14 protein-coding genes, 1 tRNA gene and 1 other RNA gene are annotated in these 15,760 nt (G+C 63.9%); 6 read left to right on the plus strand and 10 right to left on the minus strand.

Translation table 11 applies throughout. The features are described from left to right. A complete protein-coding gene (locus tag LJ760_RS13050; RefSeq protein WP_331460728.1) occupies window positions 1–960 on the plus strand; it encodes a reverse transcriptase-like protein in 960 nt (319 codons plus the stop codon). A gap of 4 nt (window positions 961–964) precedes the next feature. Here LJ760_RS13050 and LJ760_RS13055 read toward each other — a convergent pair whose 3' ends face one another. After that, window positions 965–1,729, minus strand: coding sequence for a YaaA family protein (locus tag LJ760_RS13055; protein ID WP_227923747.1), 765 nt, complete (start codon window positions 1,727–1,729; stop codon window positions 965–967). Window positions 1,730–1,807: 78 nt separating this feature from the next. On the opposite strand from LJ760_RS13055, the gene rnpB reads away from it, so the two are divergent. From rnpB to LJ760_RS13070, 3 genes are all read left to right on the plus strand, one after another. Continuing rightward, window positions 1,808–2,213: RNase P RNA component class A (gene rnpB / locus LJ760_RS13060), an RNA gene on the plus strand. Window positions 2,214–2,337: 124 nt separating this feature from the next. After that, window positions 2,338–3,645 (plus strand): MFS transporter, encoded by a 1,308-nt coding sequence (locus LJ760_RS13065; protein WP_227923750.1) that lies wholly within the window; start codon window positions 2,338–2,340, stop codon window positions 3,643–3,645. 116 nt (window positions 3,646–3,761) lie between these two features. Further along, a complete protein-coding gene (locus tag LJ760_RS13070; RefSeq protein ID WP_227923752.1) occupies window positions 3,762–5,225 on the plus strand; it encodes a glyceraldehyde-3-phosphate dehydrogenase in 1,464 nt (487 codons plus the stop codon). Window positions 5,226–5,305: 80 nt separating this feature from the next. Here the strand turns inward: LJ760_RS13070 and LJ760_RS13075 are convergent, their stop codons facing one another. Beyond that, complete coding sequence (locus tag LJ760_RS13075) at window positions 5,306–5,878, minus strand: peptide deformylase (RefSeq protein ID WP_227923754.1); 573 nt, start codon at window positions 5,876–5,878, stop codon at window positions 5,306–5,308. A 40-nt stretch (window positions 5,879–5,918) separates the two neighbouring features. Continuing rightward, window positions 5,919–7,076, minus strand: a complete 1,158-nt coding sequence (locus LJ760_RS13080) for an acyl-CoA dehydrogenase family protein (protein WP_227923756.1) — start codon at window positions 7,074–7,076, stop codon at window positions 5,919–5,921. A 528-nt stretch (window positions 7,077–7,604) separates the two neighbouring features. Between LJ760_RS13080 and LJ760_RS13085 the strand changes: the two genes are divergently transcribed. Then, window positions 7,605–7,982: a VOC family protein gene (locus LJ760_RS13085; RefSeq protein WP_227923757.1), complete on the plus strand. Its 378-nt coding sequence runs from the start codon at window positions 7,605–7,607 to the stop codon at window positions 7,980–7,982. 468 nt (window positions 7,983–8,450) lie between these two features. On the opposite strand, the gene LJ760_RS13090 is transcribed toward LJ760_RS13085, so the two are convergent. From LJ760_RS13090 to LJ760_RS13115, 6 genes are all read right to left on the minus strand, one after another. Further along, on the minus strand, window positions 8,451–9,197 hold the full coding sequence (locus tag LJ760_RS13090) for a hypothetical protein (RefSeq protein WP_227923758.1): 747 nt from the start codon (window positions 9,195–9,197) through the stop codon (window positions 8,451–8,453). A gap of 27 nt (window positions 9,198–9,224) precedes the next feature. Next, window positions 9,225–10,523: a hypothetical protein gene (locus LJ760_RS13095; RefSeq protein ID WP_227923759.1), complete on the minus strand. Its 1,299-nt coding sequence runs from the start codon at window positions 10,521–10,523 to the stop codon at window positions 9,225–9,227. After that, window positions 10,523–10,975 carry a DUF6507 family protein gene (locus tag LJ760_RS13100; protein WP_227923761.1) on the minus strand — a complete coding sequence of 151 codons (453 nt, stop codon included), beginning with the start codon at window positions 10,973–10,975 and terminating at the stop codon, window positions 10,523–10,525. Before LJ760_RS13100 ends, LJ760_RS13095 begins: the two co-directional genes overlap by 1 nt. 186 nt (window positions 10,976–11,161) lie before the next feature. Next, window positions 11,162–11,237 (minus strand) — tRNA-His (locus tag LJ760_RS13105). A 140-nt stretch (window positions 11,238–11,377) separates the two neighbouring features. After that, window positions 11,378–11,980, minus strand: a complete 603-nt coding sequence (gene orn / locus LJ760_RS13110) for an oligoribonuclease (protein WP_442860643.1) — start codon at window positions 11,978–11,980, stop codon at window positions 11,378–11,380. Between the two features lie 51 nt (window positions 11,981–12,031). Continuing rightward, the gene (locus LJ760_RS13115) at window positions 12,032–12,640 is read right to left on the minus strand and encodes a hypothetical protein (RefSeq protein WP_227920983.1); all 609 of its coding nucleotides are present in this window, start codon (window positions 12,638–12,640) and stop codon (window positions 12,032–12,034) included. A gap of 241 nt (window positions 12,641–12,881) precedes the next feature. On the opposite strand from LJ760_RS13115, the gene mptB reads away from it, so the two are divergent. Then, window positions 12,882–14,426 (plus strand): polyprenol phosphomannose-dependent alpha 1,6 mannosyltransferase MptB, encoded by a 1,545-nt coding sequence (mptB, locus tag LJ760_RS13120; protein WP_227920986.1) that lies wholly within the window; start codon window positions 12,882–12,884, stop codon window positions 14,424–14,426. Here the strand turns inward: mptB and LJ760_RS13125 are convergent. Further along, window positions 14,389–15,654, minus strand: coding sequence for a glycosyltransferase family 87 protein (locus LJ760_RS13125; RefSeq protein ID WP_227920988.1), 1,266 nt, complete (start codon window positions 15,652–15,654; stop codon window positions 14,389–14,391). The genes mptB and LJ760_RS13125 overlap by 38 nt on opposite strands. Window positions 15,655–15,760 lie beyond the last annotated feature (106 nt).

Consider the following 15,760-nt stretch of genomic DNA (forward strand, 5'->3'; position numbering starts at 1 on the left):
GTGACATTGTTTGACCCGGAGCCCGACTCCGGCGAGGAACCCCGCCGTGCCTCCGCCGGCAGCTCCCGGCGGACCCTGATTGTGGAAGCCGACGGGGGGTCGCGGGGCAATCCGGGTATCGCCGGTTACGGCGCGCTGGTCCGCGATCCTGACACCGGCCGCATCCTGGCTGAAAAGGCCGAATACGTGGGCCGGGTGTCCAATAACGTTGCCGAGTATTCAGGCCTTATCGCGGCCCTGGAGTTGGCGCACAGCATCGACCCGGACTGCTGGATCCTGGCGAAGATGGATTCCAAGCTCGTGGTCGAGCAGATGAGCGGCCGCTGGAAGATCAAGCATGCCGACATGCAGAAACTTGCGGCGAAGGCACGTTCGATCGTCAATCCGCAGCGGGTGAAATACCAGTGGATTCCGCGGGAACTGAACAAGGACGCGGACCGGTTGTCCAATGAGGCCATGGACGCCGGCACGGCCGGTGTTCCGTGGAAGCCGCGCGCCGGTGCGGAGACCAAGGCAGCCGCCGCCGCGGCGGTACTCGAAGCGGCGTCGTCTCCTGCTCCTGCGGCCGCCCCCACGGGACGGCTGCATCACACGGAGATCTGGGTCAACGATTTCGCTGCGGCCGAAAAGTCCCTGGGCTGGCTGCTGGAACGGGTGGGCTACGTCCGGAAGGACACCTGGACCACCGGTGCAAGCTGGCAGGGCGCCGAGGGCTACATAGTGCTCGAGGAAGGCCCCGACGTCGAACGGGGTCCCTATTCCCGGAAGCGGGCCGGACTGAACCACCTCGCGTTCTGCGCCGGTTCGGAGGCCGACGTCGAACTCCTGGCACGGCGTGCGGCCAGCCACGGCTGGACCCTGATGTTCGCGGACCGGCATCCCCACGCCGGGGGAGCGGAGCACTACGCCGCCTATCTGGAAAACGAAGAGGGCTTCGAAGTGGAACTGGTGGCCGGCTAGGGCGCTATCCGGCCAGGATGAGGTTGAGCTGGTACGGCTTCCGGCCTGCCGGGGCCACCAGCTCGGCCTCCCACTTTTCCTGTGCAGCAGCCAGCAGTTCCTGCGGTGTCGCCGGCTCCGTGCCGGTGCGCAGGAGCAGATGGCGGGCCAGCTCGCCGCGGGTGTGCTTGGCGAAGTGCGAAACCACTTTGCGTTGGCCGTCGCGGACGGTGAATACGTTAACCGCCGCCGTGCGCTGCGGATCCGGCGTCCAAGCCGCCGCATAGGTGCTGGAACGGCAGTCCACCACCAGTGAATCCCCGGCGTACTCGTCCAGCGGACCGGTCAGGTGCTGCTTCCAGAAGGCGGCAAGGCGCCCGGTCTCCGGAAGCCGCACTGACATCGAGAGCCGGTACGCCGGAATCGGATCCGCAAAGCCGAGGGCACCCCACAGAGCGGACATCACCAGCACGGCATCGTCTGCACGCCGCTGCACTGCCGGCGGAAGCGACGCGTAGCCCAGCGCGTCGTACAACACACCCGTGTAGACCCGGTGAGCAGGCGCGCAGGGCTCGGCGTCCAGGGCGGTATTGCGCCGTACCTCCGGGGCAAGGGTTGCACCCACCCCTAGGACCGCCAGGGCATCCTCAGCGCTGCTGGCTTCGGCCAGGGCCTTGAGTACCAGCGCGCGGGGTTCGGAAAGCAGCGGGAAATGCAGCCGGGACGGGTCCAGGACCGGCCCGGACACTGCGGCGGTTTTTCCTTCGGAGGGCGGGAGCAGAATCAGCACCGGTTAATCCTACGCGAGCCGGCCGGTGCAGGCTCCGGACAGGGGCAGTGCCTGCGGGACGGTAGAGTTGACTGTGGACGGGTTGGCCAGGCAATCGCGTCGGCGCGGATTCCTTTTGGGGAAACCGCAGCCGCCGAGGAAAGTCCGGGCTCCGCAGGGCAGGGTGGTGGGTAACGCCCACTCGGGGAAACCCGCAGGCCAGTGCCACAGAAAAGAAACCGCCGGCTTACGCTGCTTTGCAGCCTGAGCAGGTAAGGGTGAAAAGGCGGTGTAAGAGACCACCAGCGTCCCGGGTGACCGGGACGGCTAGGTAAACCCCACCCGGAGCAAGGCCATACAGGACACGTTTGAGGGCTGCCCGCCCGATGTGTCCGGGTAGGCCGCTTGAGGCAGCCGGCAACGGCTGCCCTAGATGGATGATTGCCGCTCCCGGTCCGGTAACGGTCCGGGCGTACAAAACCCGGCTTATCGGCCAACCCGTCCACATACTTCCGCGGCCGTGCGCAGCAGCCAAAGGTTTCCGCACTGTTCGCAAAGCTTTCGTGCAATATTCCTTTTCCGGCACGTTGACTCGTTTTATTCATCCGGTGCTGGGCTAGTCTGTGGCAATGTCCCACACGGAGGCGGCAAGGAAGCCCCTGGTTCTGCGAAATGCCAATTTCCGACGGCTGTGGATCTCTTCGACCGCCGGAATATTCGGCACTGCCGTAACCAGCGTGGCCCTGCCGGTGATAGCGGTGACGGAACTGGACGCCTCGAACTCCACGGTTGCCGTCCTTTCCGGTATGACCTTCCTTCCCTGGCTCCTGTTCGCACTGCCCATCGGCGTGCTGGTGGACAGACACCGGCGGCGGCCGCTGATAGTGGTTTCGCTTGCCGTGCGGACGCTCCTGCTGGCCAGCCTGCCGGTGGCGTGGTGGCTGGGGGCCCTTACGGTTACCCAGTTGTTCGCGGTGTCTTTCGGCGCAGGACTCGCAGCAGTGTTCTTTACCCTTGCCGAGCAGGCACTCGTGCCTGCCGCGGTGGACCGCGAGGAACTGGTGGAGGGAAACGGGCTCATGACGGGTTCCGGTGCCCTGGGCGACGCCGGCGGCCGGGCGGTGGGCGGCTGGGTCACGGATGCCTGGGGGGCATCCAATGCTCTGTTGCTGCAGGTCGCCGCGTCCCTTGCCTCCCTGACGGCGATTCTCCGGCTGGACGTTGCCGAGGCCCGTCCCGACCGGTCGAAGGACCGGAGGGTTTTCCGGGACATGGGGGAGGGGCTGCGCTACACCTTCAGTACCGTGCCCCTGCGCATGCTGCTCATCACCGGAGCGCTCTGGAACCTCGGCGGCAACATTGTGGTGTCCCTGCTGGTCCTGCTGGTGATCCGTTCCCTCGGAGAGTCTCCGGGCATGCTGGGCCTCCTGACGGCAGCTACGGCGGTGGGGGGAACCATCGGCGGCTTGTCCGCCAAGTGGATCTCCGGCCGTCTCGGCTCCGGGCGCGTGTGGCGGTATTCGATGCTCCCGGTAGTAGGCGGATACGCGAGCCTGCTGTTTATCTCTCCGGGCTGGGGAATGACTGCCGGCTTCGTCGGACTCTTTATTGCAGGCTTTTCCATTGCCTTGAACATTGTCGTCTCCACGACCTTCCGCCAGCGGGTCTGCCCGCCGCAGATGCTCGGCCGCCTCGGGTCCGCCCAGCGGATGGTGACCTGGGGCATGCTCGCCGTCGCGGCCTTTGCCGCCGGGCTGCTGGTCGAGGTGATGGATATCCGGGGGGCGATCCTGACCGGAATACTGGTGGCCGCGCTGGCCCCGTTGACCGCTGTCTTCGGCCCGCTGCGCCGGGTCCGGGATCTCGCGGATCTGGAACCCCCGAGAACGGATGAGCTGGCCGCCACCCGCGCCGGAACCGGCCTGCACACCTCCTGATTGTGACCGATCTCTCATCCATGGGTCCGGTGGGGTTGATGTGTCCTAATACACTGGTAGGGATTACCGCCAACCGGCACAACGCAGTGCCGGCTGAGAAAAGGATGTGAAGTTCTGTGAGCTCCAATTCGGATACGTGCCTTGATGCCTGGATGGATCGGGAGGCCCTCGCCGAGGCCATGATTCCGCTTATCGGGCGGCTCTACCGGGAAAACAGCGTGGTGACCTCGGTCTATGGGCGTCCACTCGTCAACAAGTCGGTTATCGACATTCTGAAGGCGCACCGGTTCGCCCGCCAGATCGACGAAACCGAACTGCCGGTCGCAGAGACCTACCCGTTGCTCCTGGCCCTGACCGAGCTGGAACTAGGTGCCGCGTCCGTGGACCTGGCCCGGCTGAGCAACAAGTACAAGGAGCAGGGTGGGGACCTCACCGAGTTCCTGCGCGCGGAACTGGCCGACGTCGCCGGCAAGAGCGGAGCCGACGAGCGGACGAGCACCGACGTCGTCCTCTACGGCTTTGGACGCATCGGACGGCTCCTGGCCCGGATCCTCGTTGAGAAGGCCGGCGGCGGGCAGGGCCTGCGGCTGCGTGCGATCGTGGTGCGGAAGGGCTCCGAAAACGATCTCGTGAAGCGCGCCAGCCTGCTCCGCCGGGATTCGGTGCACGGTGCCTTCAATGGCACCATCACGGTGGACGAGGAAAAAAACACCATCCTCGCCAACGGCACCCTGATCCAGGTCATTTACTCCAATGATCCGGCGACCGTGGATTACACGGCGTACGGAATCAACGACGCGGTGGTGGTGGACAACACCGGCCGCTGGCGCGATGAGAAAGGCCTGTCCCAGCACCTGGCCGCTAAGGGCGTGTCCCGGGTGCTGCTGACCGCACCGGGCAAGGGGAACCTGAAGAACATCGTGCACGGGATCAACCACGGTTCCATCACGGACGAGGACCGGATCATTACGGCTGCCTCCTGCACCACCAACGCCATCACCCCGGTACTCAAGGTCCTTAACGACAAGTACGGCATTGTGAACGGGCACGTGGAAACGGTGCATTCCTTCACCAATGACCAGAACCTGATCGACAACTTCCACAACGGCGACCGGCGCGGGCGTTCCGCGGCCCTGAACATGGTCATCACGGAAACCGGTGCCGCGAAGGCGGTTGCCAAGGCACTGCCGGAACTGGAAGGCAAGCTCAGCGGCAACGCGATCCGCGTTCCCACCCCGGACGTGTCGATGGCCATCCTCAACCTGAACCTGGAAAGCGCCACCACCAGGGACGAAGTAAACACCTTCCTGCGCGAAACCTCGTTGAACTCGCCGCTGCACAAGCAGATCGACTACATTGCCTCACCCGAGGTGGTGTCCAGCGACTTCGTGGGTTCCAAGCGTGCCGGGATCGTGGACGGTCTCGCGACCATTTCCAACGGCAAGAACCTCGTGCTGTACGTCTGGTACGACAACGAATTCGGGTACAGCTGCCAGGTGGTCCGGGTCCTGGAGGAGATGGCGCACGTCAACCCGCCGGCCTTCCCCAAGGCACAGTCGCTGGCAGCCATCGCCGGCTAGCAGCCGGCAACGCATAGGGCCCGCAGGCTTATGCCTGCGGGCCCTTCGTGCATGACGGGGCGGTGCCGGTACGGACGGACTCAGTGGCCGAACGGGTCCGGGTCCACGCCCGGCATCCAGGTATGGCCCGGCACGGTCCAGCCCTGTGCCTTCAGCACCTTCCGGGCCTTCCGGCTCCACCGGTCGGTAAGCCGGTCCACGTAGAGCTTGCCGTCGAGGTGGTCGTACTCATGCTGGATCACCCGGGCAAACCAGTCCGTCGCCTCGAACTGCACGGGCGCGCCGAACTCGTCGAAGCCGCTGACCTTGGCCCACTCGGCCCGGTTCACCGGGAAGTTCTCGCCGGGTACGGAGAGGCAGCCTTCGGAGGTTTCGTCCGGATCGGGGGCGGAACCCGGGATCTTGGACGTGATCAGGACCGGGTTGATGACGACGCCGCGGTTCGGAGCGTCGTCGTCGTTCTCGTAGTCGAAGGTGAACAGGCGCAGGCCGACGCCGATCTGCGGGGCTGCGAGGCCGACGCCGTTGGCGACGTCCATGGTTTCGAACATGTCGGCAACCAGGGTGCGCAGTTCGTCATTGAACTCTTCCACCTCGGCCGCCCTGCGGTGCAGTACGGGTTCTCCGTGGATGACGATGGGACGAACGGTCATTACTGTCTTTCTCTCGTGGTGTTGGTGCCGGGAACCGGGCTCAGCGGACGATGCCGCGCCCGATGACTTCCCGCATGATTTCGCTGGTGCCGCCGAAGATGGTCAGCAGGCGGGCCGCCAGGAAGGCCTGGGCCACCGGGTATTCCAGGATGTAGCCGTAGCCGCCGTGCAGCTGCAGGCAGCGGTCCGTGATGGACTTGGCCCGTTCGCTGGCCCAGAGCTTTGCCTTGGCGGCCGAGACGGCGTCGAGCTTTCCTTCGTTGAAGGCAAGGATGGCCGAATCGACGTAGGCTTCGGTGACTTCAACCTCGGTGAGGATGTCCGCCAGTGCAAAACGGCTGTTCTGGAAATCGGCGATCCGGTCCCCGAAGGCGTTGCGGTTTTTCGTGTATTCCACGGTGGCTTCGTAGATCTGCCGGGCGACGGCGGAGGAGGCGACGGCGATGGCCAGCCGGCCCTGGGGAAGCTGCCCCTCGGCGTACTCCAGCCCGCGGCCGACTTCGCCCACGAGGTTGGCGGACGGGACGTGAACATCGTCGAAGAAGAGCTCAGCGGTGTCGGAGGCCTTCAGGCCCATCTTGTCGAGCTGGCGGCCGGTGCTGTAGCCCTCGGTTTTCTCCACCATGAACATGCTGAACGAATCGCGCTGTCCGCGCCCGGTGCCGCCGTCTGTCCGGGCAAGGACCAGGGACGCATCTCCGCTGATGCCGTTGCCGATGAAGGTCTTCTGGCCGCTGAGGCGCCAGTCGCCGTCGTCGGTGCGGACCGCCTTGGTGCGGATGCCGCGCAGGTCGCTGCCAGCTCCGGGCTCGGTCCAGGCCACCGAGGTGACCTTATCTCCGGACACCATGCCGGGCAGCCAGTATTCCTTCAGCTCGTCGGAGCCGTAGGCCAGCAGGTGGGGGAGGACCATGTCGTCATGCAGATGGAAGGCGAGGCCGACGGCGAGGTGGTTGGAGCGGGCAAATTCCTCGTCCATCACGGCGCGGAAGCGGTAATCCGGCATGCCGGCGCCGCCGAACTCCTCGGGGACGGCCAAACCGAGCAGGCCCTGCTCGCCGGCGGCTTTCCAGAGCCGGCGGGGCATCATGTGCGCCGCGTCCCATTCCGGGTACCCGGCGGCGACTTCGCGGGAATCGAATTCCCGGACGACTTCCCGGAACAGCTCATGGTCCTCTTCGAACAGTCTGCGCTCCAAGGCGGCGCCTCCTCATTGATAAGCCACGCATAGGCGTAGTGGTCTTTGCCCGGGGCTGCTGCCCGCCGGAGGCGTTGCACAACGCCTGCCGAATACAGTGAAACACAAACCTATCGGCGGCCCGGACACTCCTGGGACGGTTCGTCAAAGCGCTAAACTCCGCCCGCTGCGCCCGGTGTCCGCTGCCGGGTTTTGCCAACGGAACGACAGACTGCGGCCCTGTGATGCCGCGGAAATCCGATGGGAGCCGGCCGCTTTTGTTGTTCGCTCAAAATGCCGCTGGCCGCTGAAATTCAAGAAAGAGATTACCACGGCGGCCCGGCCGCCCAGTAAACGCCGGCATCCGCGACGGGTGCTTTCCCATGCCCATTCCCTGGCCGCATACAGGGCGCGCCGTCACCGAAAGGAATGCGGATGGCGGATTCGACCTCGGTCGAGCACCGTGAGCCCACTCGGTCCAGTACGCGGAGCGCGGGCTGAAGTAGGTCTCGGCACCAAAGACCGCTGGCCGTCCGCTAGCATGCCCTTATGAACATCGTCTGGTGGGAAGTCGAGACCGAAGCCCCCGACAAGTTCATGTCGTTCCACTGCGATCTCCAAGGTTGGACGTTCGCCCCCGCGTTCGAGGATTCAGAGCTCGATGCGAGCTACTGGATCATCAGAAGTGGCGAGTCGGGAATTGGCGGTCTTCAGCGTGCAACCGTAGGAACGGCGCCTACGGCCGGAACCCGGGTCTATTTCGAAACTGATGACCTCGAAGGCTTCCTCTCACGAGTCAGAGAGCTCGGGGGCCAGGTCGAACGAAGCAGAACTGCCCTCGGCGGCGATGACCGCTGGTTCGCAACGTTCCAAGATCCATGTGGGGTGTCCTTCGGCATATGGACTGATGGAGCCCCCAGCGAGTAACAGCGTCTCTCGACTACGTTGACACTATGACCAGGGCATCTGAGGTCTTCAGTTCTGAACAAAACCGACACCGGCAGGCATGTCAATGGGGAGTTCTGTCCGCGCTCCGCGCCGGGACCGGTTGCCGGTAGGGGAGTGAAGATGATTTTCCCGCAGCAACGCTTAAACGACTGAGGGACGCCGTTTCCGGCGTCCCTCAGTCCTTCTCCTGGGGTGAGTAACGGGGGTTGAACCAGACGCTCACTACCCCTGAAAGCCCCGGAATCTAGCGGGTTTCGGTTGAACCAACGGAACATTGATTGTTGTGTTAGATACTGCTAAATCTGGCTGAAACACTACCATGGTTGCGGTTCGGGTGAGTAACGGGAGTGGGGCATCGAGCACTAGGGCACCATAACGCCCGAAATGTAGGCGACGAGCCCCCCGCCCCCCAAGTGGGTGGGGTGCGCCTTGCGTCAAGTGCTTCGCTCACTTAGGCGGAAACTGCGGGACGACCTGGACTGCGGCTATCGCAGTTAGCGCCGGCACGCTTTCGGCAAGCAGTTCCTGGTGCATGCATCTCACTCCGTCCACCGTCCAGTGTTTTGCCGCGAGCACGACTCCGTCACCGAAATGCTCCGCCCTGGCTGACGTCAGATACCCAGGGACATCAGTGGCACTTGCCGAAACCCAACTCAAATACCCGGCATATGTGTCATAAAGATCTCCTATGTCCGCGATTGTCCGGTCTGTACACAAGATCGCCGTCTCGGGTTGCCAGATCCGAATCAACTCCCGGAACAGGTTTTCAGCTGCATCAACAGGCCCGAGGGGGTACCCCTGTTCGAGCGTGACAGTGCAGCTGTTCCCTACATAGGTTTGTTCAGCCCCAGCATTCAAGTTGAAGGAAGCCAAGAGACCTTCATCCGTGTTGTCTGCAAAGAGCAGCAGTTGGAGCGTCGTTGGCCCAGTCGGTTTTTCATTTTCTTTGCGCACTAGCTCTTGGAGGCCGTCTAAAGTACTAGGTGCGGGGGAATAGCCCAGCCCATCGTCCGCGATCCGCATCCAAAAGGGGTTCACAGCGAGCTCCTTCGGCACCGCGTGAGTGAGCGCGGACATAGTCGCTGTGGCCCTGACTAGTACTTCTGTGGACGTCTCCTTCCGTCCACCCCACATGAGCGGAATAAAGGCGCAGCCGTCCTCGGGAGTAAAGAGTTCTGCAACGGTCTGTTTCATGGAGTCAACCTACCTGACTGATGGTATTCACGGCATCGGCTCAAATCTGACCACGATGTCCTTCCGTAGCAGGGGGTATCGCTTCATGACCTGCTCAAAGGTATCCATGACTACCTTTTCGGTAAATACCAATTCATGGACATATCCGGGTGTTCCGGAGTGCTTCAGCGCATCAATCTGGGGCACCAGCTCCCGAGTAACCATTTCGTCCAGTCTCTTTGTCAGCAGAGCAGGCTTGATATTGTCCAGGAAATCCAGATGCCCTTTTACCTCTTGAAAAACTTCTACGGGAGGATCCCCCCGCCATGTGTGGCCGTCGAAAGCAATCCCGACGCCGTCTTTGTTATGAACGACGTATTCGCGGGCTTGCGTTTCGTGTATCCGGTCGATGCCCGTTATGTATTGCTGCTCGGGGGCCCCGTTGATGCTGCGTGGTTTTATATCCTGGAACGAGCCGTTGCCTCCGTCAGGGTCGCCGACCTGAGGCTGGTGCGCCGGATCCCGGCCGTTGGGACTGTAAGTGTCGGCGAAGTCCTTCCCCCCGGCGGAGCCTTTGCCATCCCGGAATCTGGGGCCCTTGTTCGGGATGCCGGGGACGAAACCGTCTTTGATGGTGTCCCAGACACGTTCGCGCACCTCTTTGCCGGTGTCCCAGACACGTTCGCGCACCTCGTTGCCGGCGTCCCAGACACGTTCGCGGTTGCGTCCGGTCCACTCCCACCAGTCCACCAGCCAAAAATCGCCGTCTTCCATGGGGCCGCCCATGCCGGCCACCCGGTCTTCCGGAGAACGTCCGTACTCGATTTCCTCGCCGTCCCCGCCCTCTGAGTAACGGCGGCTGCTTCCGGAGATCGCGGCGATCCGGTTCGCTGCGTCCCTTTGCGCCTGATCCAGATCCGCCAGCAGCCGGGCCGACTCCGAAGCTAAAACGTTGTGCTCGGCGACAGCCTCGTCGTCGTCATTCCAGTCGGCCTTCTCCGTCCAGGGGTGCTCCGCATCGAAGCTGTCCACCCGGGCTTTGAGGTCCGTGTACCGGCCTTTCAGTGAATCGATTTCGTCAGCATAGCTAGCCATGGCTTCGGATAATTCGGTGGCTGTTTCAACCAGGTCCGACGTTGCAGTGCGCGCCGGCTGCAGGGCCGTGAAAACGACTTCGTCCCCGGTTACCGAATAAACGCCCGGCTGCGACAGCCGAAGCCAGGTTTGTTCGATCCCCTCCATCGCGGCATCCGTACGATTGACGACACGGTGGACCGCTGTGGTGTGGGAAAGTATCGCCGCCGCGTCGGGGAGTCGTTCGGCGAATTCCTCCAGCCCGAACGCCATCAGAAGGCCTGCGCGGGGCCGCGCCCTGTGTTGCGGGGATTGTCCGCAGCGCCGGGGGCGTCATCTGCGTGTTCCTGGGCGGCTTGGGCGGCAGCGCTGCGGGCGGACTCACTCATCTGGTCGTCGCCCTGCGCCAGCGCGTTAACCGCCTGAGACACGGCGACGACGGCATTGGCCGTACGGCGGCTGGCGATATTGATCGCCCGCCTCATGACGTACGTGTAAAGAGAGGAGAGCTCTGCGGTGATGGGAGGTGCCTTGCAGGCCTGCGAGAGTTCCATCATTTCAGTAGCGGCCTCGCCGGTCAGCTGACCGAACTCGGCGGCCTGAATCTGTACGTCGGAGAGGACCTGACGGACGGCTTCCGGCATGACGTCGTAGGTGCCGTCACCCGATCCGGACGTTTCTGCAGGTCCAGGTTGCTGCTGTTGTACGGATAGATCGAACTTCATGACTGAGCCTGCCCCCATAAGCTGATGTGCGGCAATCAAAACCGACGCCGGCAGGCATGTCAATGGGGAGTTCTGTCCGCGCTCCGCGCCGGGACCGGTTGCCGGTAGGGGAGTGAAGATGATTTTCCCGCAGCAACGCTTAAACGACTGAGGGACGCCGTTTCCGGCGTCCCTCAGTCCTTCTCTTGGGGTGAGTAACGGGGGTTGAACCCGCGACCTCCTGGACCACAACCAGGCGCTCTGCCAACTGAGCTATACCCACCATGTGCCTCAAACGTTCATCCGCGAAGTCCAGGCGAGTGGTCTTGCGGACTCATTTATCTGAGGCAGCGGAATCAAGCTTACACGGTTTTTGGAGTGCTTTTGACACGTCCTGCGCCGTACGGCTCTTTTGTGATGGAGCTAACTCGAAATCCCTGCGGCAATCTTCTTGGCAGTCGCGGAATCCGGCCCCGGCGCGGGGACGAAAATAGCCTCGCGGTAGTAGCGCAGCTCATTGATGGAATCGCGGATATCGCCGAGGGCACGGTGGCCGCCGTTCTTCGCCGGCGCCTGGAAGTAGGCCCTCGGGTACCAGCGGCGGGCAAGCTCCTTGATGGTGGATACATCGATGATCCGGTAGTGCAGGTAATCGATCACTTCGGGCATGTCGCGGGCCAGGAACATCTTGTCCGTCCCCACGGAGTTGCCCGCGAGCTGCGCTTTCTTGGGCTCGGGCACCCACTTGGTGATGTATTCGACGACGGCGGCCTCGGCCTCGGCCATGGTGATGCCGTTGGGCAGTTCGTCCAGGAGCTTGGAGGTGGTGTGCATCTGGCGCACAAAGTCACCCATCTGCGCCAGCGAGGCGTCATCGGGCTTTATGACCACGTCCACGCCGTCGCCGAGGATGTTCAGCTCGGAGTCCGTCACGAGGACGGCTACTTCGATCAGGGCGTCGTTCTTGATGTCCAGGCCGGTCATTTCGCAGTCGATCCAGACCATACGTTCATTTGTTATTGGCACTTCTCCAATGTACCGCTTTCGACCACCTGGTCCTTGGAAAGGGTCCGGAGGCTAAAGGCTGGAGTGGCTGCGCTGGCGCCGGTCCGGAAGGTCGTTGTCAGCGGTGGCGTAGCTCGCGGGAACGCCGGCCAGGTAGGGCTGCAGGGGGATCTGGCCGGTGTCGGGCGGTCCGAAGGTGCGGGTCCAGCGGCTCGGCTCGGCGGGCATCTCGTGAAACACCGGGGCGGCGGCCGCACGCCGTCCGTGCGGCGCGTTTCGGGTCCGGTCTGCGGAACGGGTGCGGGCATGCGGAGTGGCCGGTGCCGCGGATGCGGGAGATGCAACTGCAATGGTGGGCGGGGCTGGGGCGGGAACCACTGCCGGAGCAGGCACCGCCGGAGCCGGAAGAGCCTGAACGGGAACGGCGGAGGCCGCCGCCGTCGTCGTACGCGGCGGAGCGAAGAGCCAGCTAAGCCCGAACGCGAGGAACAACAGCGCCGACGCGGCCGTCACGGTGCCCCAAGGTACCTCGACCCACAACATCGCGACGACGGCAACGGCAGTGAGGAAGACACCCCACGCCAGCAGTTCCGGACTGCGTCCCTGCGGCAGTACGGGCCGCGCTGCCGCGACCCGGATCCCTACGGGTTTGTTTATCTTTGTTGCCCGGTGGCGCCCCACAGCCAATACCGCCTTGCCTCGTTTGTCACAACAGAAACACCAGTGTATGCGACGGTGGTCCGGCTCACAGGATTGACGGCGGCCGCGTCGGCTACGACCCGGGCAAGCGCAGGGCCCGGTGCTAATATCAGCCTGTTACGGTACCCGGGCATTTTCATGCCCGCATTCGAAGCAGGTACCGGACCCTGACTGCCGACAGGCCCGCAGGACACAGTGTCACCCAGAGATTGGAACCACGTAGATGACCGCCCAGGTCCCCGCGACCGAGCCTTCGTCTCCGGGCACGGAGATAGCGAAAGCCGACCGCCCCAACATCGCGATCCTGCAGGGGTTCATCGGTTCCCTTTTGATCCTCTTCGGATCATTCGGCGTGGGCTGGCTGTCGCTCGCTTCTGCCAATCTCCGGAGCAATCCGCTGATTATCTGGATGCGCTTCGATCAGCCCATCGGCGCCGTAGCCGCTGTGCTGATGCTGGCAACGGGCGGGATGCTCCTGGTGCGGTCCTGGCTGCGGCTCGGCCAGCGGATGAAGGGATGCTGGGGTCCGGAGTCGCGGCCGGTGGTACTGAGCGCCGTGATCGCATGGTCGGCACCCATGTGCATTGCCCTGCCGCTGTTCAGCCGGGATGTCTTCGCGTACATCGCCCAGGGACTGGTGATGGTCAGCGGGTTGAACCCGTACAAGGACGGCTACTCCCAGATCTCCAACTACCTGCAGCTCGGCGCGGATGATCTCTGGGCCCAAAGCCCCACCCCTTACGGGCCGGTCTTCCTCTGGATCGAAGAACTCGTGGTCCGGATTACCGGCGGCCAGCCTGAGTTCTCGATCCTGCTGTTCCGGCTGATAGCCCTGCTCGGCGTCGCGCTCTGCGTCTACTACGTGCCGAAGCTGGCCGAGCTGCACGGCATCAACCCGAACCGCGCCCTCTGGCTGACCGCCGCCAACCCGCTGTTCCTGGTTAATTTCATCGCCGCAGTCCATAACGATGCCCTGATGATCGGCCTGGCACTGGCCGGGCTGTACCTGGCCGCGACCAACCGGGCCCTCGCCGGCATCCTGCTGGTGACCCTGTCCATCGGCATCAAGCCGATCACCATCATTTTCCTTCCGTTCATCGGCCTGCTGTGGGCCGGAAAGAATGCGTCGTGGCGGCGGAAGTTTGTCTACTGGTTCATGACTGCGGCTATTTCCCTGGGCCTGCTGTGGATCATGGGCCTGATCAACGGCTTCGGCTTCGGCTGGGTGGGCGCCCTGAGCACGCCCGGCAGCGTCTGGATCTGGTACGCCCCGGTGGGCTTCGCCGGCATGCTGGTGGCAACCCTGGGCAACGCCCTGGGGTTGCCGGGCTGGACCCTGGCCGACATTGTCCACACCATCGGACGCGTGGCCTCCGTGGGGATTGTGCTGTGGCAGATGTTCGTGGGGCAGCACAGCCGCATGATCAGGCGGCTGGCACTGGCCTTCGCCGCCATCGTGATGCTGGCACCGATGATCCAGTCCTGGTACGTCGTGTGGCTCATCCCGCTGTTCGCCGTCACAGGCCTGCGGGACGACTGGCAGGCGAAGACGCTGTACCTGTTCGTGTCGTTCTTCATGGTCTACGCCATCAGCGACCAGCTCGATATCTGGCCCTACTTTGAGTTCAGCCTCAGCGCGGCCCGCCAGATCGCTGCCGTGATCGCGCTGGGCTTCGCCCTTTACCTGATCTTCCTGGATCCCAAGACCAAGGTCCTGTTCCGCAAAAAGCTTACGGAGCCTGCTCCGGGCGAACTTCGGACGCACTGAGGCTTTCGCCGCCGGCCCGGGTAAGGCGGATGACCCGGGCCACCGACCAGCCGAAGAGCACCAGCAGCAGGATGTTGCGGGCGGTCAGGAGCAGGGCGACGGCAATGTTCAGGTCGTTGTACAGGGCAGAGTAGAACATCGGATAGACCAGCGTGGTCAGCGCGGCAATTGCCGGCATAAGTACCCCGGGTACCTTCCAGGCCTTGCCTTCCCATGCCAGTCCGACGGCGACCACGGCGCCCAGCCACAGCATGAACTGCGGCGATCCCACCTTGTTGAACACAATGAACGCGCTCACCAGTGCCAGCGAGCCGGAGATCAGCAGGGCACGGGAATCGGCTCCGCGGCGCAGCGCCCAGATCAGCAGTCCGACGACGGCGAGGGCGGCCAGCGCCAGCAACGGCGTCATCAGCGCGGCCACGGGCTCGCCGAGGGCTCCGCGGACTTCACGGGTGTTGATGGCCTTGTCTTCGAAAATGTATGCGTCGGAGGATCCGAGGATCGCCTGCCAGAGCCCCGGCGTGGTGAACGGCGCTTCCATCTGCATGCCGCGGGCGCCCTGTTCACCGATAAAGCTCAGCAGGTGGGAAAGGCCCCCGGAGAGTGCCACGGCGACGGCAATAACCGCCGACACGGCGGCACCGGTAGCCAGCAGGGTGAGGCGTTTCTTCCACGCTACGAGCACCGCGAGGATTACGGCGGCGGGCCAGACCTTGATCCAGGTAGCCAGCGACAGCAGGGCCGACGCCAGGACCGGACGGGTGGCAAGGAAGAGCAGGCCCATAATCACCAGCGGTGCGGTGAGTCCGTCCACGCGCCCCACGGCAACCGGTCCGAGCAGTGCCGTGACGGCCAGCCACCAGTAGGCGGAGGCGATGCCCTGGGTCCCGGCGCGCCGTGCGAGGACCGCGACGCCGGCCGCGTTCAGGGCGGTGAAGAGCAGGAACCAGGTGAACTGGTAGGCATCGTAGCCAAAGACCGCTGACAGGACCATTGGTAGGAGCGCCGCTATGGGATAGACCCAGCCGCCGTCAATCCCGACCCAGTAGCCGTTCTGGATTCCCGAGAACGCCCACAGCCGGTAGAAGCCCACATCGCTGAGGACATCGCCGCCGAGGATGCGGGTCGCGAGGGCGGCAAGGAAGCCCAGATGGACTACGGCAAATACCGTCCAGAGGGTGGCGGGGCGGAGTAACCGATGATGCTGGAATGCCGATTTCCGGGTCATGCGAGGGTGGTGCTCCTTAGGTAAATCCGTTGCCGTGCCGCGTCCGTGCACAGCGATAAGGCTACCCAAGCGCGGCACCCGGCATGCAATCCGCCGCCGGACACGG

Origin of the sequence: Arthrobacter sp. zg-Y895 (assembly GCF_020731025.1) — a bacterium.
Taxonomy (GTDB): domain Bacteria; phylum Actinomycetota; class Actinomycetes; order Actinomycetales; family Micrococcaceae; genus Arthrobacter_B.

Excerpts from the sequence above, each read along its gene's own strand:
- LJ760_RS13090 (WP_227923758.1), bottom strand. The coding sequence starts at position 9,197 with ATGAAACAGACCGTTGCAGAACTCTTTACTCCCGAGGACGGCTGCGCC.
- LJ760_RS13065 (WP_227923750.1), top strand. The coding sequence starts at position 2,338 with ATGTCCCACACGGAGGCGGCAAGGAAGCCCCTGGTTCTGCGAAATGCC.
- LJ760_RS13095 (WP_227923759.1), bottom strand. The coding sequence starts at position 10,523 with ATGGCGTTCGGGCTGGAGGAATTCGCCGAACGACTCCCCGACGCGGCG.
- LJ760_RS13085 (WP_227923757.1), top strand. The coding sequence starts at position 7,605 with ATGAACATCGTCTGGTGGGAAGTCGAGACCGAAGCCCCCGACAAGTTC.
- mptB (WP_227920986.1), top strand. The coding sequence starts at position 12,882 with ATGACCGCCCAGGTCCCCGCGACCGAGCCTTCGTCTCCGGGCACGGAG.
- LJ760_RS13125 (WP_227920988.1), bottom strand. The coding sequence starts at position 15,654 with ATGACCCGGAAATCGGCATTCCAGCATCATCGGTTACTCCGCCCCGCC.
- LJ760_RS13100 (WP_227923761.1), bottom strand. The coding sequence starts at position 10,975 with ATGAAGTTCGATCTATCCGTACAACAGCAGCAACCTGGACCTGCAGAA.
- LJ760_RS13075 (WP_227923754.1), bottom strand. The coding sequence starts at position 5,878 with ATGACCGTTCGTCCCATCGTCATCCACGGAGAACCCGTACTGCACCGC.